This window comes from Streptomyces sp. NPDC017520 (genome assembly GCF_044329855.1).
In the GTDB taxonomy this organism is placed as follows: Bacteria; Actinomycetota; Actinomycetes; order Streptomycetales; family Streptomycetaceae; genus Streptomyces.
In genome coordinates this window covers 154,613-172,906 of the sequence record NZ_JBIRKB010000013.1, presented here as the reverse complement: position 1 = coordinate 172,906, position 18,294 = coordinate 154,613, and the positions used below count along the sequence as shown (strand labels likewise).

At 66.5% G+C, this 18,294-nt stretch carries 30 protein-coding genes; 29 read left to right on the top strand and 1 reads right to left on the bottom strand.

Annotated features, from left to right (window positions below; genetic code table 11):
• Positions 1–34: 34 nt before the first annotated feature.
• Positions 35–1,435 (bottom strand): LAETG motif-containing sortase-dependent surface protein, encoded by a 1,401-nt coding sequence (locus tag ACH4KB_RS27980; RefSeq protein ID WP_398068622.1) that lies wholly within the window; start codon positions 1,433–1,435, stop codon positions 35–37.
• A gap of 1,024 nt (positions 1,436–2,459) precedes the next feature.
• On the opposite strand from ACH4KB_RS27980, the gene rpsJ reads away from it, so the two are divergent.
• The 29 genes from rpsJ to ACH4KB_RS27835 all read left to right on the top strand — a co-directional run bounded on the left by rpsJ (position 2,460) and on the right by ACH4KB_RS27835 (position 18,283).
• Positions 2,460–2,768 carry a 30S ribosomal protein S10 gene (gene rpsJ, locus ACH4KB_RS27975; protein ID WP_003948644.1) on the top strand — a complete coding sequence of 103 codons (309 nt, stop codon included), beginning with the start codon at positions 2,460–2,462 and terminating at the stop codon, positions 2,766–2,768.
• Positions 2,769–2,782: 14 nt separating this feature from the next.
• On the top strand, positions 2,783–3,427 hold the full coding sequence (rplC, locus tag ACH4KB_RS27970; protein ID WP_003966960.1) for a 50S ribosomal protein L3: 645 nt from the start codon (positions 2,783–2,785) through the stop codon (positions 3,425–3,427).
• A gap of 4 nt (positions 3,428–3,431) precedes the next feature.
• The gene (gene rplD / locus ACH4KB_RS27965) at positions 3,432–4,082 is read left to right on the top strand and encodes a 50S ribosomal protein L4 (RefSeq protein WP_003966959.1); all 651 of its coding nucleotides are present in this window, start codon (positions 3,432–3,434) and stop codon (positions 4,080–4,082) included.
• Positions 4,082–4,405, top strand: a complete 324-nt coding sequence (gene rplW, locus ACH4KB_RS27960) for a 50S ribosomal protein L23 (protein ID WP_007446738.1) — start codon at positions 4,082–4,084, stop codon at positions 4,403–4,405. Before rplD ends, rplW begins: the two co-directional genes overlap by 1 nt.
• Before the next feature lie 39 nt (positions 4,406–4,444).
• Entirely contained in the window at positions 4,445–5,281 is an 837-nt protein-coding gene (gene rplB, locus ACH4KB_RS27955; protein WP_003966957.1) for a 50S ribosomal protein L2, read from the top strand.
• Positions 5,282–5,293: 12 nt separating this feature from the next.
• Positions 5,294–5,575, top strand: a complete 282-nt coding sequence (rpsS, locus tag ACH4KB_RS27950; RefSeq protein WP_003966956.1) for a 30S ribosomal protein S19 — start codon at positions 5,294–5,296, stop codon at positions 5,573–5,575.
• 42 nt (positions 5,576–5,617) lie between these two features.
• The gene (gene rplV, locus ACH4KB_RS27945; RefSeq protein WP_026290933.1) at positions 5,618–5,965 is read left to right on the top strand and encodes a 50S ribosomal protein L22; all 348 of its coding nucleotides are present in this window, start codon (positions 5,618–5,620) and stop codon (positions 5,963–5,965) included.
• A complete protein-coding gene (gene rpsC / locus ACH4KB_RS27940) occupies positions 5,965–6,804 on the top strand; it encodes a 30S ribosomal protein S3 (protein WP_018510593.1) in 840 nt (279 codons plus the stop codon). Before rplV ends, rpsC begins: the two co-directional genes overlap by 1 nt.
• 5 nt (positions 6,805–6,809) lie before the next feature.
• On the top strand, positions 6,810–7,229 hold the full coding sequence (rplP, locus tag ACH4KB_RS27935) for a 50S ribosomal protein L16 (protein ID WP_003966953.1): 420 nt from the start codon (positions 6,810–6,812) through the stop codon (positions 7,227–7,229).
• On the top strand, positions 7,229–7,453 hold the full coding sequence (rpmC, locus tag ACH4KB_RS27930) for a 50S ribosomal protein L29 (RefSeq protein WP_003966952.1): 225 nt from the start codon (positions 7,229–7,231) through the stop codon (positions 7,451–7,453). The genes rplP and rpmC overlap by 1 nt, the downstream gene beginning before the upstream one ends.
• Complete coding sequence (rpsQ, locus tag ACH4KB_RS27925; protein WP_018960204.1) at positions 7,453–7,737, top strand: 30S ribosomal protein S17; 285 nt, start codon at positions 7,453–7,455, stop codon at positions 7,735–7,737. Before rpmC ends, rpsQ begins: the two co-directional genes overlap by 1 nt.
• 107 nt (positions 7,738–7,844) lie before the next feature.
• Positions 7,845–8,213: a 50S ribosomal protein L14 gene (gene rplN, locus ACH4KB_RS27920; RefSeq protein WP_003966950.1), complete on the top strand. Its 369-nt coding sequence runs from the start codon at positions 7,845–7,847 to the stop codon at positions 8,211–8,213.
• A 2-nt stretch (positions 8,214–8,215) separates the two neighbouring features.
• Entirely contained in the window at positions 8,216–8,539 is a 324-nt protein-coding gene (gene rplX / locus ACH4KB_RS27915; protein ID WP_018960205.1) for a 50S ribosomal protein L24, read from the top strand.
• Complete coding sequence (rplE, locus tag ACH4KB_RS27910) at positions 8,539–9,096, top strand: 50S ribosomal protein L5 (protein WP_003966948.1); 558 nt, start codon at positions 8,539–8,541, stop codon at positions 9,094–9,096. Before rplX ends, rplE begins: the two co-directional genes overlap by 1 nt.
• Positions 9,097–9,098: 2 nt before the next feature.
• Positions 9,099–9,284, top strand: coding sequence for a type Z 30S ribosomal protein S14 (locus ACH4KB_RS27905; protein WP_003948630.1), 186 nt, complete (start codon positions 9,099–9,101; stop codon positions 9,282–9,284).
• A 224-nt stretch (positions 9,285–9,508) separates the two neighbouring features.
• A complete protein-coding gene (gene rpsH / locus ACH4KB_RS27900; protein ID WP_007446728.1) occupies positions 9,509–9,907 on the top strand; it encodes a 30S ribosomal protein S8 in 399 nt (132 codons plus the stop codon).
• Positions 9,908–9,928: 21 nt separating this feature from the next.
• The gene (gene rplF, locus ACH4KB_RS27895) at positions 9,929–10,468 is read left to right on the top strand and encodes a 50S ribosomal protein L6 (protein ID WP_030579867.1); all 540 of its coding nucleotides are present in this window, start codon (positions 9,929–9,931) and stop codon (positions 10,466–10,468) included.
• 2 nt (positions 10,469–10,470) lie between these two features.
• Positions 10,471–10,854: a 50S ribosomal protein L18 gene (gene rplR / locus ACH4KB_RS27890; protein WP_015610732.1), complete on the top strand. Its 384-nt coding sequence runs from the start codon at positions 10,471–10,473 to the stop codon at positions 10,852–10,854.
• 47 nt (positions 10,855–10,901) lie between these two features.
• Entirely contained in the window at positions 10,902–11,507 is a 606-nt protein-coding gene (rpsE, locus tag ACH4KB_RS27885) for a 30S ribosomal protein S5 (protein ID WP_003966944.1), read from the top strand.
• Complete coding sequence (gene rpmD / locus ACH4KB_RS27880) at positions 11,507–11,689, top strand: 50S ribosomal protein L30 (RefSeq protein WP_006126892.1); 183 nt, start codon at positions 11,507–11,509, stop codon at positions 11,687–11,689. Before rpsE ends, rpmD begins: the two co-directional genes overlap by 1 nt.
• Before the next feature lies 1 nt (position 11,690).
• Complete coding sequence (rplO, locus tag ACH4KB_RS27875) at positions 11,691–12,146, top strand: 50S ribosomal protein L15 (RefSeq protein WP_003966942.1); 456 nt, start codon at positions 11,691–11,693, stop codon at positions 12,144–12,146.
• A gap of 380 nt (positions 12,147–12,526) precedes the next feature.
• Positions 12,527–13,840: a preprotein translocase subunit SecY gene (gene secY / locus ACH4KB_RS27870; RefSeq protein WP_361873354.1), complete on the top strand. Its 1,314-nt coding sequence runs from the start codon at positions 12,527–12,529 to the stop codon at positions 13,838–13,840.
• On the top strand, positions 13,840–14,499 hold the full coding sequence (locus ACH4KB_RS27865; protein WP_398068621.1) for an adenylate kinase: 660 nt from the start codon (positions 13,840–13,842) through the stop codon (positions 14,497–14,499). The genes secY and ACH4KB_RS27865 overlap by 1 nt, the downstream gene beginning before the upstream one ends.
• Positions 14,500–14,634: 135 nt before the next feature.
• A complete protein-coding gene (gene map, locus ACH4KB_RS27860) occupies positions 14,635–15,471 on the top strand; it encodes a type I methionyl aminopeptidase (RefSeq protein WP_018960209.1) in 837 nt (278 codons plus the stop codon).
• Between the two features lie 173 nt (positions 15,472–15,644).
• Positions 15,645–15,866 (top strand): translation initiation factor IF-1, encoded by a 222-nt coding sequence (gene infA, locus ACH4KB_RS27855; protein ID WP_003956442.1) that lies wholly within the window; start codon positions 15,645–15,647, stop codon positions 15,864–15,866.
• A gap of 59 nt (positions 15,867–15,925) precedes the next feature.
• A complete protein-coding gene (gene rpmJ / locus ACH4KB_RS27850; RefSeq protein WP_003956441.1) occupies positions 15,926–16,039 on the top strand; it encodes a 50S ribosomal protein L36 in 114 nt (37 codons plus the stop codon).
• Between the two features lie 194 nt (positions 16,040–16,233).
• Positions 16,234–16,614: a 30S ribosomal protein S13 gene (gene rpsM / locus ACH4KB_RS27845; RefSeq protein ID WP_007446719.1), complete on the top strand. Its 381-nt coding sequence runs from the start codon at positions 16,234–16,236 to the stop codon at positions 16,612–16,614.
• A 104-nt stretch (positions 16,615–16,718) separates the two neighbouring features.
• Positions 16,719–17,123: a 30S ribosomal protein S11 gene (rpsK, locus tag ACH4KB_RS27840; protein WP_003956432.1), complete on the top strand. Its 405-nt coding sequence runs from the start codon at positions 16,719–16,721 to the stop codon at positions 17,121–17,123.
• Between the two features lie 137 nt (positions 17,124–17,260).
• Positions 17,261–18,283 carry a DNA-directed RNA polymerase subunit alpha gene (locus ACH4KB_RS27835; protein WP_003966937.1) on the top strand — a complete coding sequence of 341 codons (1,023 nt, stop codon included), beginning with the start codon at positions 17,261–17,263 and terminating at the stop codon, positions 18,281–18,283.
• Positions 18,284–18,294 lie beyond the last annotated feature (11 nt).

The following is an 18,294-nucleotide window of genomic DNA, read 5'->3' as shown; positions in this document are numbered from 1 at the left end:
CGCGTACCGGGCCCCTCACTCACCTGCCTACAGGTCAGTGACCTGCGGCCTTCTTCTTGCGCAGGATGAACACGGCCGCGCCGCCCGCGACCACGAGGGCCACCGCGATGCCGGCGATCACCGGAGTGGCGCTGGAACCGCCGGTCGCCGCGAGGTCACCGCCGCCGGTCGTGCCGCCGGTCGTGGTGTCGCCGGTCGTGGCACCGGTCGTGCCGCCGTCCTCGCTGGGGCTCGGGCTGGTGGACGGGGTCTCCCCGCCACCGCTCGTGCCCGGGGCGGGCGTGCCCTGGGTCTCGCAGTCCAGGACGCCCTGGAAACGCTCCGAGAAGCCGTTGGGGCCGGTCACGGTGATGTCGTAGGCCTCGTCCTCGCCGACCGGGACGGTCACGGTCTTGGACTCGCCCGCACCGACCGTGTGCTCGGCACCGGCCAGCTTGAAGGTGAAGGGGGAGTCGCCCTCGTTGGACGCCGTGACGTCGACGCCGTTCTTGTCGCAGTTCTTCTCCGCGGTGACCGCGGGGATGGCGCCCTTCGTGGCCCAGTTCGCGGTCGCGTCCGCGGTGATCGTGGACTCGGTGGAGCCGGCCAGGATCTGGGTCTGGCTCTTGCTCGGGCTCGCGAACGCGCGGCCGACCGGAACCTGCGTGGTCGCCTTGGTCGTGAGCGAGACCGTGCCGTCGGCGGTGCCCGCGGGCACGTCGAAGTACAGCTCGGTGCCGTTGACGGCAGAGGTGACGGGCTTACCGTCCTTGTCGGTCACCTTGACGCCGGCCGCCGCGGCGGTGGCGTTGGCGGCGACGGACACCTGGCCGGCGTCGGTGTGCACGGTCACCGGGCCGAGCTTGCTGCCCGACTTGCCGGACACCACGTTCGGGTCCAGCGTCAGGGAGGTCTTCGGCTCCTGGAGGTTCTGAGCCTGGGCCTCCAGCCAGTCCGCGAGCTTCTCGGCCTGCTCGTTCTTCGCCTCGACCTTCGCCCCGTCCGAGATGCGCCAGATGGCGACCTGCGTGCCGGCGGCAGCCGTCTTGGCCGACAGCTCTCCGGCGCCCGCCTTCTGGGCGAGCGCCGCGAGGTCACCGGCCTGCGGGTACGAGTTCTTGAGGATCCAGAGAATCTTTCCGGCGTCCTTGTTGGTGCCGAGCGACGTCTGGCCCCAGGGGGTTTCGAGGTACTTGGCCTTGTTCTGGGTCGGGTTGTGGATGTCGATGCAGTACGTCTGCAGCTGGCCGCCGCCATCGACGGTCATCTCGAACAGCCCCGCGGAGATGTCCTTTGACTTGCCGTTACCCAGGTCGATGCGGGCCGAGTCGAACGTCTTCAATCCGTTCAGAGTGGCGGTAGCGCCTCCCTGGTGATGGGTGTCGTCCCCGTCGGCCGCTGCGCTGCCGGCCCCTGCCAGGGAGCCCAGGGTCAGCAGACCGACCGTGGCGGCCACCGCGGCTATCCGGCGACCGGTGTTTCTCCGCCCGGGCGCGGCTGAGGATGAAAAGGCTGAAAACACAGAAGTCCCCTCCGGCGCGGCTCGTCCTCAAGGGCGCGACAAACGCGCGCGTCACACGAGGCATGTGGTGGGAGAGCCGCGAAATCAGTCTCAAGTGCCCTGCGAGCACGGGCAGATCCTATGAAGCGGAAGTCGCCCGTTGTTCCTCGTGGACATCATTTGAGTGTTCCGAATCGGAATCGTTACTGAGACCGACGCCGTGGTGTCGCGGGAAGCGGCGGGCCCGGGGCTTCCCCCGCGCGAGGGGCTGTCCGTGGAACAGCGCTGCTCCCGAAGGGAGTTGTGTTCGCGGTGCGCCCGAGAAGGACCGAAGCGGCGCGCCTGGCCTGCCCGGCGCGAAGCGGAATCCCCGCTGACCTCGGTCCGGCCCTCTCCGGGCACGTACCGGGAGAGGCGTGACCCGCGAGCCGCCCGCCACCGCCGAGCCGCCCCTGCCCGCGACCGGGGGAACGCGCCGGCCCCCGTTCCGCCCCCACGCGTCCGGGCCTCGCGACCCCGCGTGCACGTGCCCTCACGCACGCGTACCGCGCGCGGAGCGCGCCCCGCCGCCCCGCCGGATCCGCGCCCGCGTTTGAACACTCGCTCGCTCGGGGTAGGATTCCCGACTCGATTGGCCAGGCCCGCGCCCCGTATGGCACACTGACCAGGTTGCTCGGTTGAGTGTCAATGCTGCGCGCCTCCCGCCGGGAGGACCGGAAGCGAGTCCCACAGTACTCGTCGGCCCCCAGGGCCGGACGTACGGGAATCTTTCGGGAAGCAACGCAGGGCGCCGGCCAGGCACCCGGTGGGTGTTCCGCCCCCGGTTCCGCGGTCTCAGGGTCCGCACCCCCTTGGTTGGGATCTCCTTCGGGAGATTTTCGTAGAGGGGATGCGACACGCCCGACCGCGTGGGTCGGAGGAGGAGTCCAGAGAACCCCCGGGTTCCAGAGCGTTACGAGAGACAGGACTACTAGTAGCCATGGCGGGACAGAAGATCCGCATCCGGCTCAAGGCCTACGACCACGAGGTCATCGACTCCTCGGCGAAGAAGATCGTCGAGACGGTGACCCGCACTGGTGCGTCGGTCGCGGGCCCGGTGCCGCTGCCCACTGAGAAGAACGTGTACTGCGTCATCAAGTCGCCGCACAAGTACAAGGACTCTCGCGAGCACTTCGAGATGCGCACCCACAAGCGCCTCATCGACATCCTCGACCCCACGCCGAAGACGGTTGACTCGCTGATGCGCCTCGACCTGCCGGCGGGCGTCGACATCGAGATCAAGCTCTGAGGGGACGGGCCGAGATGAGCAAGAACATCAAGGGCGTCCTGGGCGAGAAGCTCGGCATGACCCAGGTCTGGGACGAGAACAACCGGGTTGTCCCGGTGACCGTCGTCAAGGCCGGTCCGTGCGTCGTGACGCAGGTCCGTACGAACGACAGCGACGGCTACGAAGCGGTGCAGATCGCCTTCGGCGAGATCGACCCGCGCAAGGTGAACAAGCCCCTCAAGGGTCACTTCGCCAAGGCCGACGTCACCCCGCGCCGCCACCTGGTGGAGCTCCGCACCCCTGACGCCAGCGAGTACACGCTGGGCCAGGAGGTCACTGCCGAGGTGTTCGAGTCCGGCGTCAAGGTCGACGTCACGGGCAAGAGCAAGGGCAAGGGCTTCGCCGGTGTCATGAAGCGTCACAACTTCAAGGGCCTCGGCGCCGGGCACGGCACCCAGCGCAAGCACCGTTCCCCCGGTTCCATCGGTGGCTGCGCCACCCCTGGGCGTGTCTTCAAGGGCATGCGCATGGCGGGCCGTATGGGTAACGAGCGCGTCACCACCCAGAACCTGACCATCCACGCGGTTGACGCGGAGAAGGGTCTGCTCCTCATCAAGGGCGCGGTCCCCGGTCCGAACGGCGGCCTCGTCCTGGTCCGTACCGCGGCCAAGGGGGCTTGAGGTAATGAGCACCATTGACATCCTTTCGCCGGCAGGCGACAAGGCCGGTACCGTCGACCTCCCCGCGGAGATCTTCGACGCCAAGACCAGCGTTCCGCTGATCCACCAGGTCGTTGTCGCTCAGCTGGCGGCTGCCCGTCAGGGCACGCACAAGACCAAGCGCCGCGGCGAAGTCCGCGGTGGTGGCAAGAAGCCTTACCGCCAGAAGGGCACCGGCCGCGCCCGTCAGGGTTCGACCCGCGCCCCGCAGTTCGCCGGCGGTGGCGTCGTCCACGGCCCGCAGCCGCGTGACTACTCGCAGCGGACCCCGAAGAAGATGAAGGCCGCCGCCCTGCGCGGTGCCCTCTCGGACCGGGCCCGTCACTCCCGTATCCACGTCGTCACCGGCGTGGTCGAGGGTGCCGCCTCCACGAAGGCCGCCAAGACGCTGCTCGGCAAGATCTCGGAGCGCCAGAACCTGCTCCTGGTCGTCGACCGCGCCGACGAGGCCGCGTGGCTGTCCGCGCGCAACCTGCCCCAGGTGCACATCCTGGAGCCGGGCCAGCTCAACACGTACGACGTGATCGTCTCTGACGACGTGGTCTTCACCCAGGCCGCTTTCGAGTCCTTCGTGTCTGGCCCCCAGACCGCTGAGACCGAAGGGAGCGACGCCTGATGAGCGAGGCGACCGTTACCAGCAAGACGTACTCGGACCCGCGTGACGTTCTCGTCAAGCCCGTGGTCTCCGAGAAGAGCTACGCGCTGCTCGACGAGAACAAGTACACGTTCATCGTCGCGCCCGGCTCCAACAAGACCCAGATCAAGCAGGCCGTGGAAGCGGTCTTCTCGGTCAAGGTCACCGGGGTCAACACGATCAACCGGCAGGGTAAGCGCAAGCGCACCAAGACCGGCTTCGGCAAGCGCTCCGACACGAAGCGCGCCATCGTGACCCTCGCCGAGGGCGACCGTATCGACATCTTCGGCGGCCCGACCTCCTAACGGAGGTCGTGTCGTCCGGAATCGGACGAGGACTGAGAAATGGGTATCCGCAAGTACAAGCCGACGACCCCGGGCCGTCGTGGCTCCAGCGTCGCCGACTTTGTCGAGATCACGCGGTCCACGCCGGAGAAGTCGCTGGTCCGCCCTCTGCACAGCAAGGGCGGCCGTAACAACGCCGGTCGTGTGACCGTTCGCCACCAGGGTGGTGGCCACAAGCGCGCCTACCGCGTGATCGACTTCCGTCGTCACGACAAGGACGGCGTGCCGGCCAAGGTCGCGCACATCGAGTACGACCCGAACCGCACCGCGCGCATCGCGCTGCTGCACTACGCGGACGGCGAGAAGCGTTACATCGTCGCTCCCCGTGGCCTGTCGCAGGGTGACCGTGTCGAGAACGGTCCGACCGCCGACATCAAGCCCGGCAACAACCTGGCGCTGCGCAACATCCCGGTCGGTACGACCATCCACGCCATCGAGCTGCGGCCCGGCGGCGGCGCGAAGTTCGCCCGTTCCGCGGGTGCCTCCGTGCAGCTGCTGGCGAAGGAGGGCACCATGGCCCACCTTCGTATGCCGTCGGGTGAGATCCGCCTGGTCGACGCGCGCTGCCGCGCGACGATCGGTGAGGTCGGCAACGCCGAGCAGTCGAACATCAACTGGGGCAAGGCCGGCCGCATGCGCTGGAAGGGCGTTCGCCCGACCGTCCGCGGTGTCGCGATGAACCCGGTTGACCACCCGCACGGTGGTGGTGAAGGCAAGACCTCCGGTGGTCGTCACCCGGTCTCGCCGTGGGGTCAGAAGGAGGGTCGTACTCGTTCTCCCAAGAAGGCGAGCAACAAGTACATCGTCCGCCGCCGCAAGACGAACAAGAAGCGCTAGGAGCGGGTTTAGATGCCGCGCAGTCTCAAGAAGGGGCCCTTCGTCGACGGCCACCTCATCAAGAAGGTGGACGTACAGAACGAGGCAGGCACCAAGAACGTCATCAAGACCTGGTCCCGTCGCTCGATGATCGTCCCGGCCATGCTGGGTCACACCATCGCGGTGCACAACGGCAAGATCCACGTCCCGGTGTTCGTCACCGAGTCGATGGTCGGCCACAAGCTCGGCGAGTTCTCGCCGACTCGCACCTTCCGCGGCCACGTCAAGGACGACCGGAAGTCGAAGCGCCGCTAGCGCGGGGTGGAAACGACTATGACTCACACCGAAGGGACAACCATGGAAGCCAGGGCCCAGGCGCGGTACATCCGCGTCACGCCCATGAAGGCCCGCCGAGTGGTGGACCTCATCCGTGGCATGGATGCCACGGAGGCTCAGGCGGTCCTGCGTTTCGCCCCGCAGGCCGCGAGCGTGCCGGTTGGCAAGGTGCTGGACAGCGCCATCGCCAACGCTGCACACAACTACGACCACCCTGACGCCTCTTCGCTGGTCATCAGCGAGGCGTACGTGGACGAGGGCCCGACCCTGAAGCGGTTCCGTCCGCGTGCTCAGGGCCGTGCCTACCGGATCCGTAAGCGGACCAGCCACATCACCGTGGTCGTCAGCAGCAAGGAAGGAACCCGGTAATGGGCCAGAAGGTAAACCCGCACGGGTTCCGGCTCGGCATCACCACGGACTTCAAGTCCCGCTGGTACGCCGACAAGCTGTACAAGGACTACGTCAAGGAAGACGTCGCCATTCGTCGCATGATGACGAAGGGCATGGAGCGGGCCGGCATCTCGAAGGTCGAGATCGAGCGCACCCGCGACCGCGTCCGCGTTGACATCCACACCGCCCGTCCGGGCATCGTCATCGGTCGCCGTGGCGCCGAGGCCGATCGCATCCGCGGCGAGCTGGAGAAGCTGACCGGCAAGCAGGTCCAGCTGAACATCCTCGAGGTCAAGAACCCCGAGGTGGACGCTCAGCTGGTGGCCCAGGCCGTCGCCGAGCAGCTCTCCTCCCGCGTCTCCTTCCGTCGTGCCATGCGCAAGAGCATGCAGAGCTCGATGAAGGCCGGCGCCAAGGGCATCAAGATCCAGTGCGGCGGTCGCCTCGGCGGCGCCGAGATGTCCCGCTCGGAGTTCTACCGCGAGGGCCGCGTGCCCCTGCACACGCTCCGCGCGAACGTCGACTACGGCTTCTTCGAGGCCAAGACGACCTTCGGCCGCATCGGCGTGAAGGTCTGGATCTACAAGGGCGACGTCAAGAACATCGCCGAGGTTCGCGCCGAGAACGCCGCGGCCCGCGCCGGCAACCGTCCGGCTCGTGGCGGCACCGACCGCCCGGCCGGCCGTGGTGGCGGCCGTGGTGGCGAGCGTGGCGGTCGCGGCCGTAAGCCGCAGCAGTCGCCGGCAGCCGAGGCCCCCAAGGCCGACGCCCCCGCCGCCGCTGCTCCGGCTGCTGAGAGCACCGGAACGGAGGCCTGACCGAAATGCTGATCCCCCGTAGGGTCAAGCACCGCAAGCAGCACCACCCGAAGCGCAGCGGTATGTCCAAGGGTGGCACGCAGGTTGCGTTCGGCGAGTACGGCATCCAGGCGCTGACCCCGGCGTACGTGACGAACCGTCAGATCGAGTCCGCTCGTATCGCGATGACCCGTCACATCAAGCGTGGCGGCAAGGTCTGGATCAACATCTACCCGGACCGTCCCCTGACGAAGAAGCCCGCCGAGACCCGCATGGGTTCCGGTAAGGGTTCTCCCGAGTGGTGGATCGCGAACGTCAAGCCGGGTCGGGTGATGTTCGAGCTGTCCTACCCGAACGAGAAGATTGCTCGTGAGGCGCTCACCCGCGCTGCTCACAAGCTTCCGATGAAGTGCCGGATCGTTCGGCGCGAGGCAGGTGAGTCGTGATGTCGGCCGGTACCAAGGCGTCCGAGCTGCGCGAGCTGGGCGACGAGGAGCTCCTCAACAAGCTCCGCGAAGCCAAGGAAGAGCTGTTCAACCTCCGCTTCCAGGCGGCGACGGGCCAGCTCGAGAACCACGGCCGGCTCAAGTCCGTCCGTAAGGACATCGCCCGGATCTACACCCTGATGCGTGAGCGCGAGCTGGGCATCGAGACGGTGGAGAGCGCCTGATGAGCGAGAAGACTGTGACTGAGACGAACACCGACCGCGGTTTCCGCAAGACCCGTGAGGGTCTGGTCGTCAGCGACAAGATGGACAAGACCGTCGTCGTCGCTGTCGAGGACCGCGTCAAGCACGCGCTGTACGGCAAGGTCATCCGCCGTACGAACAAGCTCAAGGCCCACGACGAGCAGAACAGTGCCGGCGTCGGCGACCGCGTCATCATCATGGAGACGCGTCCGCTGTCCGCCTCGAAGCGCTGGCGCATCGTCGAGATCCTCGAGAAGGCCAAGTAATTCCTGAGGGATTCTCCCCTCAGGTCAGTTCCGCCAGGCTCGGTGGGGTGCCTCCCCGGTAACGGAGAGGCACCCGCCGGGAACCGGCAGACGATCAGGAGATAGACGTGATCCAGCAGGAGTCGCGACTGCGCGTCGCCGACAACACGGGTGCGAAGGAAATTCTCACCATTCGTGTTCTCGGTGGCTCGGGTCGCCGCTACGCGGGTATCGGTGACGTCATCGTCGCCACCGTCAAGGACGCGATCCCCGGTGGCAACGTGAAGAAGGGTGACGTCGTCAAGGCCGTCATCGTTCGCACCGTCAAGGAGCGTCGTCGTCAGGATGGCTCGTACATCCGCTTCGACGAGAACGCCGCCGTCATTCTGAAGAACGACGGCGACCCCCGCGGCACCCGCATCTTCGGCCCGGTGGGCCGGGAGCTGCGCGAGAAGAAGTTCATGAAGATCATCTCGCTCGCGCCGGAGGTGCTGTAAGCATGAAGATCAAGAAGGGCGACCTGGTTCAGGTCATCACCGGTAAGGACAAGGGCAAGCAGGGCAAGGTCATCGTGGCCTATCCCACGCAGGACCGCGTCCTCGTCGAGGGTGTCAACCGGGTCAAGAAGCACACCAAGGCCGGTCAGACGGCTCGCGGTTCGCAGACGGGTGGCATTGTCACCACCGAGGCCCCGATCCACATCAGCAACGTGCAGCTGGTCGTGGAGAAGGACGGCAACAAGGTTGTCACCCGCGTCGGCTACCGCTTTGACGACGAGGGCAACAAGATCCGCGTTGCCAAGCGGACCGGTGAGGACATCTGATGACTGCCACCACTGCGCCGCGTCTCAAGACGCGCTACCGCGAGGAAATCGCCGGCAAGCTGCGTGAGGAGTTCTCGTACGAGAACGTCATGCAGGTTCCCGGTCTGGTCAAGATCGTGGTCAACATGGGTGTGGGCGACGCCGCCCGCGACTCCAAGCTGATCGACGGTGCCGTCAAGGACCTCACCACGATCACCGGCCAGAAGCCGGCCGTCACGAAGGCCCGCAAGTCCATCGCGCAGTTCAAGCTGCGCGAGGGCCAGCCGATCGGCTGCCACGTCACCCTCCGTGGTGACCGGATGTGGGAGTTCCTGGACCGTACGCTGTCGCTCGCGCTTCCGCGTATCCGCGACTTCCGTGGCCTGTCGCCGAAGCAGTTCGACGGCCGTGGCAACTACACCTTCGGTCTCACGGAGCAGGTCATGTTCCACGAGATCGACCAGGACAAGATCGACCGGGTCCGGGGCATGGACATCACCGTGGTCACCACGGCGACCAACGACGACGAGGGTCGTGCCCTCCTTCGTCACCTCGGCTTCCCGTTCAAGGAGAACTGACCGTGGCGAAGAAGGCTCTGATCGCTAAGGCCGCCCGTAAGCCGAAGTTCGGCGTGCGCGGGTACACCCGCTGCCAGCGCTGCGGCCGGCCCCACTCCGTCTACCGCAAGTTCGGTCTGTGCCGCGTGTGCCTTCGTGAGATGGCTCACCGTGGCGAGCTGCCGGGCGTGACCAAGAGCTCCTGGTAACTCCCCTCTGCCCTCGGGCAAAGGGAAGTTCCGGAGACTCTCGGTAAGCATCTGGGTCGGCAGGAGCCCGTCCTTTCATGCCGTAGGCTTGAAGGGTTGGGCGCCTGCCGCCCAAGACCGACTTACTACGCCGTAGGTCCCCGCACCGCACCCGTCCCGCCACTGAGTGGGGAGAGGGATGGCGCATACAGGAAACCCCGGCGAGAGAGGCCGAAGGCCAACTCATGACCATGACTGATCCCATCGCAGACATGCTCACGCGTCTGCGTAACGCGAACTCGGCATATCACGACGATGTCTCGATGCCGCACAGCAAGATCAAGTCGCACATCGCGGAGATCCTCCAGCAGGAGGGCTTCATCACCGGCTGGAAGGTCGAGGACGCCGAGGTCGGCAAGAACCTCGTCCTCGAGCTGAAGTTCGGCCCGAACCGCGAGCGCTCGATCGCCGGCATCAAGCGGATTTCGAAGCCGGGTCTGCGTGTATACGCAAAGTCCACCAACCTGCCGAAGGTTCTCGGCGGCCTGGGCGTGGCGATCATCTCCACGTCCCACGGCCTCCTGACCGGCCAGCAGGCAGGCAAGAAGGGCGTAGGTGGGGAAGTCCTCGCCTACGTCTGGTAGTCGGGAAAGGAAGGAAAGCTCATGTCGCGAATCGGCAAGCTCCCCATCCAGGTTCCCGCCGGTGTGGACGTCACCATCGATGGCCGCACGGTCGCGGTGAAGGGCCCCAAGGGTTCCCTCACGCACACCGTTGCCGCGCCGATCGAGGTCTCCAAGGGTGAGGACGGCGTGCTCAACGTCTCCCGCCCGAACGACGAGCGTCAGAACAAGGCCCTCCACGGCCTGTCCCGCACGCTGGTGGCGAACATGATCACCGGCGTGACCACGGGTTACACCAAGGCGCTCGAGATCAGCGGTGTCGGTTACCGCGTCCAGGCGAAGGGCTCCAACCTGGAGTTCGCCCTGGGCTACAGCCACCCGATCCTCATCGAGGCTCCGGAAGGCATCACCTTCAAGGTCGAGTCGCCCACGAAGCTCAGCGTCGAGGGCATCGACAAGCAGAAGGTCGGCGAGGTAGCCGCCAACATCCGCAAGCTGCGGAAGCCCGACCCGTACAAGGCCAAGGGCGTCAAGTACGCGGGCGAGGTCATCCGCCGCAAGGTCGGAAAGGCTGGTAAGTAGCCATGGCATACGGTGTGAAGATCGCCAAGGGCGACGCGTACAAGCGTGCCGCTCTCAAGCGCCGCCACATCCGCGTCCGCAAGCACATCTCCGGTTCGCCGGAGCGTCCTCGCTTGGTCGTGACGCGTTCCAACCGCCACATCGTGGCCCAGGTCATCGACGACATCGCGGGCCACACGCTCGCGTCGGCGTCGACCCTGGACACCTCGATCCGTGGTGGCGAGGGTGACAAGAGCGCCCAGGCCCAGCAGGTCGGCGCCCTGGTCGCCGAGCGTGCCAAGGCCGCAGGCGTCGAGGCCGTCGTGTTCGACCGCGGTGGTAACCAGTACGCCGGGCGGATTGCCGCTCTGGCTGACGCCGCCCGTGAAGCCGGGCTGAAGTTCTAAGCCCCGGTTCCTACGCACAGCGTCCGTAACAGAGAGAGGTAATTCCAATGGCTGGACCCCAGCGCCGCGGAAGCGGTGCCGGTGGCGGCGAGCGGCGGGACCGGAAGGGCCGTGACGGTGGCGCCAGCGCCGCCGAGAAGACCGCGTACGTCGAGCGCGTCGTCGCGATCAACCGCGTCGCCAAGGTTGTGAAGGGTGGTCGTCGCTTCAGCTTCACCGCGCTGGTCGTGGTGGGCGATGGTGACGGCACCGTCGGTGTCGGATACGGCAAGGCCAAGGAAGTTCCCGCGGCCATCGCCAAGGGTGTCGAAGAGGCCAAGAAGAACTTCTTCAAGGTCCCGCGCATCCAGGGCACCATCCCTCACCCGATCACGGGCGAGAAGGCCGCGGGCGTCGTCCTGCTCAAGCCGGCGTCCCCCGGTACCGGCGTTATCGCCGGTGGCCCGGTGCGTGCCGTGCTCGAGTGCGCAGGCGTTCACGACATCCTGTCGAAGTCGCTTGGTTCGTCCAACGCGATCAACATCGTGCACGCGACCGTGGCGGCCCTCCAGGGCCTGCAGCGTCCCGAGGAGATCGCGGCCCGCCGCGGTCTGCCCCTCGAGGACGTCGCCCCCGCGGCTCTGCTTCGTGCACGTGCGGGAGCGGGTGCGTAATGGCTCGCCTCAAGATCACGCAGACGAAGTCGTACATCGGCAGCAAGCAGAACCACCGCGACACCCTGCGTTCGCTCGGGCTCAAGCGCCTGAACGACTCGGTTGTCAAGGAGGACCGCCCCGAGTTCCGCGGAATGGTTCAGACCGTCCGCCACCTCGTGACGGTTGAGGAGGTTGACTGACATGGCGGAGAACAGCCCGCTGAAGGCCCACAACCTCCGGCCTGCCCCGGGCGCCAAGACCGCCAAGACCCGTGTGGGTCGTGGTGAGGCGTCCAAGGGTAAGACCGCAGGCCGTGGTACCAAGGGTACGAAGGCTCGTTACCAGGTTCCGGAGCGCTTCGAGGGTGGCCAGATGCCCCTCCACATGCGTCTCCCGAAGCTCAAGGGCTTCAAGAACCCGTTCCGCACGGAGTACCAGGTCGTGAACCTGGACAAGCTCGCGACGCTCTACCCCGAGGGTGGAGAGGTCACGGTGGCCGACCTGGTCGCCAAGGGCGCTGTGCGCAACAACCACCTCGTCAAGGTCCTCGGACAGGGCGAGATCTCCGTGGCACTGCAGGTTTCGGTTGACGCCGTCTCCGGCTCCGCCAAGGAGAAGATCACCGCCGCCGGCGGTACGGTCACCGAGCTCGTCTGAGCCGCGGGACAGAACTGAGCCTGGCCGGCTGCCTCTTCGGAGGTGGCCGGCCAGGCTTTTCTGCGTTTGTGCCGCTGTACGGGAACCGTAAAGGCTCGGGAAAGGTTGAACGGGTGTCCACCGCACCGGCGGTGGGGGAGCGGAGGGGCGTTCACGTCCCAAATGGTGTGGCTTGGCCGGTCTTTCGCGGCGCGGGCCGGGAAGCGGACCGTACACCGGTGTGCGGCGCGTGTTTCCTGCTCAGTCCTGGGCCGGGTAGGGTGGCGCCGTTAATCTTTTGTGGCCTCCTTACGATGTAGGGCTGCCTTGTATCCGATCCCATCCAGTCCCATCCAGACCCGTCGCCTCTGACGCATAGCGCGGGGGTCGCAGGAGGCACCGTGTTCACCGCGTTCGCCCGAGCGTTCAAGACGCCCGACCTGCGCAAGAAGCTGCTCTTCACGCTCGGCATCATCGTGATCTATCGGCTCGGGGCGCACGTCCCGGCCCCTGGAGTCGACTACTCGAAGGTGCAGCAGTGCATCGACCAGGCCGACTCGGGTGGCCTCCTCGGTCTGATGCAGATGTTCAGCGGTGGCGCCCTGCTGCAGATCACCATCTTCGCGCTCGGCATCATGCCGTACATCACGGCGAGCATCATTCTCCAGCTGCTGACCGTCGTGATCCCGCGCCTGGAAGCCCTGAAGAAGGAGGGGCAGTCCGGCACGGCGAAGATCACGCAGTACACGCGTTATCTGACGGTCGCGCTGGCCATCCTCCAGGGCACCGGCCTGGTCGCCACCGCCCGTAGCGGTGCGCTCTTCCAGAACTGTTCCGTGGGCAGCCAGATCGTCGCGGACAAGTCGATCTTCACCACGATCATCATGGTCCTCACGATGACCGCCGGTACGGCCGCCGTCATGTGGCTCGGTGAGCTGATCACCGACCGCGGCATCGGCAACGGCATGTCGATCCTCATGTTCATCTCGATCGCGGCCACGTTCCCCGGCGCCCTGTGGGCCATCAAGGAGAGCGGCAAGCTGGCCGACGGCTGGATCGAGTTCGGCACGGTCATCCTCATCGGCTTCGTGATGGTCGGCCTCGTCGTCTTCGTCGAGCAGGCCCAGCGCCGCATTCCGGTGCAGTACGCGAAGCGCATGATCGGACGCCGGTCCTACGGCGGTACGTCCACGTACATCCCGCTGAAGGTGAACCAGGCGGGTGTGATCCCGGTCATCTTCGCCTCGTCGCTGCTCTACATCCCGGCGCTGATCGTCCAGTTCTCCAACTCGCAGGCGGGCTGGGCGACCTGGATCACGGACAACTTCGTGACCGGTGACCACCCGTACTACATCGCGACGTACTTCGTCCTGATCGTGTTCTTCGCCTTCTTCTATGTCGCTATTTCGTTCAACCCCGACGAAGTCGCGGACAACATGAAGAAGTATGGTGGCTTCATCCCGGGTATCCGGGCAGGTCGACCTACTGCCGAGTACCTGAGCTACGTGCTCAACAGGATCACTTGGCCGGGCTCGCTGTATCTGGGCCTGATCGCTCTGGTGCCGACGATGGCGTTGGCAGGCTTCGGCGGGGCTAACCAGAACTTCCCCTTCGGCGGGACGAGCATCCTCATCATCGTGGGTGTGGGTCTGGAAACCGTGAAGCAGATCGAGAGTCAGCTCCAGCAGCGCAATTACGAAGGGTTCCTCCGCTGATGCGAATCGTCCTCGTCGGGCCTCCGGGTGCCGGCAAGGGAACGCAGGCTGCGTACCTTGCTCAGAACCTCTCGATTCCGCACATCTCCACGGGCGACCTCTTCCGCGCCAACATGAGCCAGGGCACCGACCTTGGCAAGCAGGCCCGCGAGTACATCGACGCGGGACAGCTGGTGCCGGACGAGGTCACCATCGGGATGGCCAAGGACCGTATGGCCCAGTCGGACGCCGTGGGCGGCTTCCTGCTGGACGGCTTCCCGCGGAACGTGGGCCAGGCCGAAGCCCTTGACGTGATGCTCAAGGACGAGGGCGTGAAGCTGGACGCGGTGCTCGACCTCGAGGTCCCCGAGGACGAGGTCGTGAAGCGGATCGCGGGTCGCCGCGTCTGCCGCAAGGACAGCGCGCACGTCTTCCACCTCTCGTACAGCCCGCCGAAGACCGAGGGCGTCTGCGACGTCTGCGGCGGCGAGCTGTACCAGCGGCACGATGACAGCGAGGAGACGGTCCGTACGCGGCTGGAGGTCTACCACACGCAGACCGAGCCGATCATCGACTACTACCGGGCCCAGGGCCTCGTGGTGACCATCTCCGCGCTGGGCGAGGTCGCGGACGTGACCGCCCGCTCCATGGAGGCGCTGAAGGCCTCCCGCGAGGGCTGAGCGTCACCCCCGCACCACCCGTAGTGCAAGCCGGCCGCGGCGCCTCTCAGGGCGCCGCGGCCGACTGCTTGCGCCCGTATCGTTGAACACGCCGAGCCGTACCCCGTCACCGTCGATGCAGAGAGGCGCCGAGCAATGGTGCAGATCAAGACCCCCGAGCAGATCGCGAAGATGCGCGAGGCGGGCCTGGTGGTCGCTGCCATCCACGCCGCCACCCGTGAGGCGGCCGTGCCCGGGGCCACCACGCACGACCTGGACCAGGTCGCCCGCAAGGTGATCGCCGACCACGGCGCCAAGTCGAACTTCCTCGGGTACGGCGGGTTCCCCGCGACCATCTGCACCTCGGTCAACGAGGTCGTCGTCCACGGCATCCCGGACGAGAAGACGGTTCTGAAGGACGGCGACATCATCTCGATCGACGCCGGCGCGATCGTCGACGGCTGGCACGGCGACGCGGCCTACACCGCCTTCGTGGGCACCGGTCACGCTCCGGAGCTGATCGAGCTCTCCCGGGTGACCGAGGAGTCCATGTGGGCCGGGATCGCCGCGATGAAGGTGAACAACCGCCTCGTCGACATCTCCCGGGCGATCGAGTCCTACATCCGCCGCCAGCCCCGCCCGGCGACCGGCAAGTACGGGATCATCGAGGACTTCGGCGGCCACGGCATCGGTACCGAGATGCACATGGACCCGCATCTGCTGAACTACGTCTCCCGCAAGCGCGGCAAGGGCATCAAGCTGGTCCCGGGCGTCTGCCTGGCGATCGAGCCCATGGTCTCGCTCGGCACGGCGCGGACGGAGACCCTGAGCGACGACTGGACGGTCATCACGACGGACGGCACCTGGTCCTCGCACTGGGAGCACTCCATCGCGCTGACCGAGCAGGGCCCGCTGGTCCTGACCGCCCCGGACTGCGGCAGGGCGAAGCTCGCGGAGTACGGCGTGGAGGCGGCGCCCGACCCGCTCGGGTGATGTGACCCTTCCGGGAGGTCTAAGGATCACCCCGGCTGGGCAAACTTGACGGATTCGTCTTTTGGAGTCCGCTGACGTAGACTGACTCGTCGGCTCTCGTGCATCAGTGTGCCCGCATATCAGCACACCGACAATCAAGAGCCGATCAAGGTAGCCGATTCGAAAGGCGAAGCGTGGCCAAGAAGCAAGGTGCCATCGAGATTGAGGGCACCGTGATCGAGTCCCTCCCGAACGCAATGTTCAAGGTGGAGCTCCAGAACGGTCACAAGGTCCTGGCGCACATCAGCGGCAAGATGCGGATGCACTACATCCGCATCCTCCCGGATGACCGGGTCGTGGTGGAGCTCTCTCCGTACGACCTGACGCGTGGCCGGATCGTCTACCGCTACAAGTAGATCTTGCCGGCACCCCGTTTCGGCGGGTGATGGCACTGACCCGGAGAACCTGACATCCCATGAAGGTCAAGCCGAGCGTCAAGAAGATCTGCGACAAGTGCAAGGTGATCCGCCGTCACGGTCGGGTCATGGTCATCTGCGACAACCTGCGCCACAAGCAGCGCCAGGGCTGACGCACGACCGCCTGCATCTCGCAGCTCTTCGCGCGACGCACGTAATACGTACATACGCAGAGCCCGTCCAAGCCACGGCTGACGACACCTCCGGCGGGGGCCGGGGACCCGGACGTACCACTGCTCCTCGTGAGCGGTCGGCGGTCGGGAGTGGCACTGCGGAAGACCCCCGATCTAACAACTGGAGCCATTGAATGGCACGCGTTTCAGGTGTTGACATCCCGCGCGAAAAGCGCGTGGAGGTTGCCCTCACCTACGTCTTCGGTATCGGGCGCACCCGATCCAAGGAGATCCTCGCCTCGACCGGCGTAAACCCGGACGCCCGCGTCCGCGACCTTGCCGAGGAAGACCTCGTCAAGATCCGCGAGTACGTGGACGCCAACCTCCGCACCGAGGGTGACCTCCGCCGCGAGGTCCAGGGCGACATTCGCCGCAAGATCGAGATCGGCTGCTACCAGGGCATTCGTCACCGCCGTGGTCTGCCGGTCCACGGTCAGCGCACCAGCACGAACGCGCGTACCCGCAAGGGCCCGCGTCGCGCCATCGCCGGTAAGAAGAAGCCGGGCAAGAAGTAGTCCTCAGCGGACGCACTGCGGACCTCCGGTTCTCCGGAACCCGCAGCAACCAGCGGTCTTCGCTGTAGGACCGATCACCTCCCCTCTCCATCTGGAGTCAAGACATGCCCCCCAAGGGTCGTCAGGGCGCAGCCAAGAAGGTGCGTCGCAAGGAAAAGAAGAACGTCGCTCACGGCCACGCGCACATCAAGAGCACGTTCAACAACACCATCGTCTCGATCACGGACCCCTCGGGCAACGTGATCTCCTGGGCCTCCGCCGGCCACGTCGGCTTCAAGGGCTCGCGCAAGTCCACCCCCTTCGCCGCGCAGATGGCCGCCGAGTCGGCCGCCCGCCGCGCGCAGGAGCACGGCATGCGCAAGGTCGACGTCTTCGTCAAGGGTCCCGGCTCCGGCCGTGAGACCGCGATCCGCTCCCTCCAGGCCACGGGCCTGGAGGTCGGTTCGATCCAGGACGTCACCCCGACGCCGCACAACGGCTGCCGTCCGCCGAAGCGTCGCCGCGTCTGATGCGTCGCGGCCGGTGACGGCCGTGCGTCAGTAGCGTTCGGTCCGGGCGGTACACCTCTTACGGGGCGTGCCGCCCGTACCCTTGTTACATCTGTCGGGCATCAAATAGTGGGTGCCCACGACTGAAGGATCACCGCATGCTTATCGCTCAGCGTCCGTCGCTGACCGAAGAGGTCGTCGACGAGTTCCGCTCCCGGTTCGTGATCGAGCCGCTGGAGCCGGGCTTCGGCTACACCCTCGGCAACTCCCTCCGCCGCACCCTCCTCTCCTCGATCCCCGGTGCCGCTGTCACCAGCATCCGGATCGACGGGGTCCTGCACGAGTTCACCACCGTGCCGGGCGTCAAGGAGGACGTGACCGACCTCATCCTCAACATCAAGCAGCTGGTCGTCTCCTCGGAGCACGACGAGCCCGTCGTGATGTACCTGCGCAAGCAGGGCCCGGGTCTGGTCACCGCCGCCGACATCGCGCCCCCGGCCGGTGTCGAGGTGCACAACCCCGACCTCGTTCTCGCCACGCTCAACGGCAAGGGCAAGCTGGAGATGGAGCTGACCGTCGAGCGCGGTCGCGGCTACGTCTCCGCCGTCCAGAACAAGCAGGTCGGCCAGGAGATCGGCCGGATCCCGGTCGACTCCATCTACTCGCCGGTGCTCAAGGTCACGTACAAGGTCGAGGCGACCCGTGTCGAGCAGCGCACCGACTTCGACAAGCTGATCGTCGACGTCGAGACCAAGCAGGCCATGCGTCCCCGTGACGCCATGGCGTCGGCCGGTAAGACCCTGGTCGAGCTGTTCGGTCTGGCGCGCGAGCTCAACATCGACGCCGAGGGCATCGACATGGGCCCGTCCCCGACGGACGCCGCGCTCGCCGCCGATCTCGCCCTGCCGATCGAGGAGCTGGAGCTCACCGTTCGGTCGTACAACTGCCTCAAGCGCGAGGGCATCCACTCCGTGGGTGAGCTCGTGGCCCGTTCCGAGGCGGACCTGCTCGACATCCGCAACTTCGGCGCCAAGTCGATCGACGAGGTCAAGGCGAAGCTGGCCGGTATGGGCCTCGCGCTCAAGGACTCGCCTCCCGGCTTCGACCCGACCGCCGCCGCCGACGCCTTCGGCGCCGACGACGACGCGGACGCCGGTTTCGTGGAGACCGAGCAGTACTGAGTCGCCTCCGG

Coding starts and splice junctions, on each gene's coding strand:
- rplW (WP_007446738.1), top strand. CDS start 4,082: ATGAGCGAGGCGACCGTTACCAGCAAGACGTACTCGGACCCGCGTGAC.
- rpmD (WP_006126892.1), top strand. CDS start 11,507: ATGGCTCGCCTCAAGATCACGCAGACGAAGTCGTACATCGGCAGCAAG.
- rplX (WP_018960205.1), top strand. CDS start 8,216: ATGAAGATCAAGAAGGGCGACCTGGTTCAGGTCATCACCGGTAAGGAC.
- rpsJ (WP_003948644.1), top strand. CDS start 2,460: ATGGCGGGACAGAAGATCCGCATCCGGCTCAAGGCCTACGACCACGAG.
- rplB (WP_003966957.1), top strand. CDS start 4,445: ATGGGTATCCGCAAGTACAAGCCGACGACCCCGGGCCGTCGTGGCTCC.
- rpsH (WP_007446728.1), top strand. CDS start 9,509: ATGACCATGACTGATCCCATCGCAGACATGCTCACGCGTCTGCGTAAC.
- rplD (WP_003966959.1), top strand. CDS start 3,432: ATGAGCACCATTGACATCCTTTCGCCGGCAGGCGACAAGGCCGGTACC.
- rpsM (WP_007446719.1), top strand. CDS start 16,234: ATGGCACGCGTTTCAGGTGTTGACATCCCGCGCGAAAAGCGCGTGGAG.
- rplF (WP_030579867.1), top strand. CDS start 9,929: ATGTCGCGAATCGGCAAGCTCCCCATCCAGGTTCCCGCCGGTGTGGAC.
- rpsK (WP_003956432.1), top strand. CDS start 16,719: ATGCCCCCCAAGGGTCGTCAGGGCGCAGCCAAGAAGGTGCGTCGCAAG.
- rplP (WP_003966953.1), top strand. CDS start 6,810: ATGCTGATCCCCCGTAGGGTCAAGCACCGCAAGCAGCACCACCCGAAG.
- ACH4KB_RS27865 (WP_398068621.1), top strand. CDS start 13,840: ATGCGAATCGTCCTCGTCGGGCCTCCGGGTGCCGGCAAGGGAACGCAG.
- rplE (WP_003966948.1), top strand. CDS start 8,539: ATGACTGCCACCACTGCGCCGCGTCTCAAGACGCGCTACCGCGAGGAA.
- rpmC (WP_003966952.1), top strand. CDS start 7,229: ATGTCGGCCGGTACCAAGGCGTCCGAGCTGCGCGAGCTGGGCGACGAG.
- map (WP_018960209.1), top strand. CDS start 14,635: ATGGTGCAGATCAAGACCCCCGAGCAGATCGCGAAGATGCGCGAGGCG.
- rpsS (WP_003966956.1), top strand. CDS start 5,294: ATGCCGCGCAGTCTCAAGAAGGGGCCCTTCGTCGACGGCCACCTCATC.
- rplV (WP_026290933.1), top strand. CDS start 5,618: ATGGAAGCCAGGGCCCAGGCGCGGTACATCCGCGTCACGCCCATGAAG.
- rplC (WP_003966960.1), top strand. CDS start 2,783: ATGAGCAAGAACATCAAGGGCGTCCTGGGCGAGAAGCTCGGCATGACC.
- rpsQ (WP_018960204.1), top strand. CDS start 7,453: ATGAGCGAGAAGACTGTGACTGAGACGAACACCGACCGCGGTTTCCGC.
- ACH4KB_RS27835 (WP_003966937.1), top strand. CDS start 17,261: ATGCTTATCGCTCAGCGTCCGTCGCTGACCGAAGAGGTCGTCGACGAG.
- rpsC (WP_018510593.1), top strand. CDS start 5,965: ATGGGCCAGAAGGTAAACCCGCACGGGTTCCGGCTCGGCATCACCACG.
- rplO (WP_003966942.1), top strand. CDS start 11,691: ATGGCGGAGAACAGCCCGCTGAAGGCCCACAACCTCCGGCCTGCCCCG.
- rpmJ (WP_003956441.1), top strand. CDS start 15,926: ATGAAGGTCAAGCCGAGCGTCAAGAAGATCTGCGACAAGTGCAAGGTG.
- rplR (WP_015610732.1), top strand. CDS start 10,471: ATGGCATACGGTGTGAAGATCGCCAAGGGCGACGCGTACAAGCGTGCC.
- rpsE (WP_003966944.1), top strand. CDS start 10,902: ATGGCTGGACCCCAGCGCCGCGGAAGCGGTGCCGGTGGCGGCGAGCGG.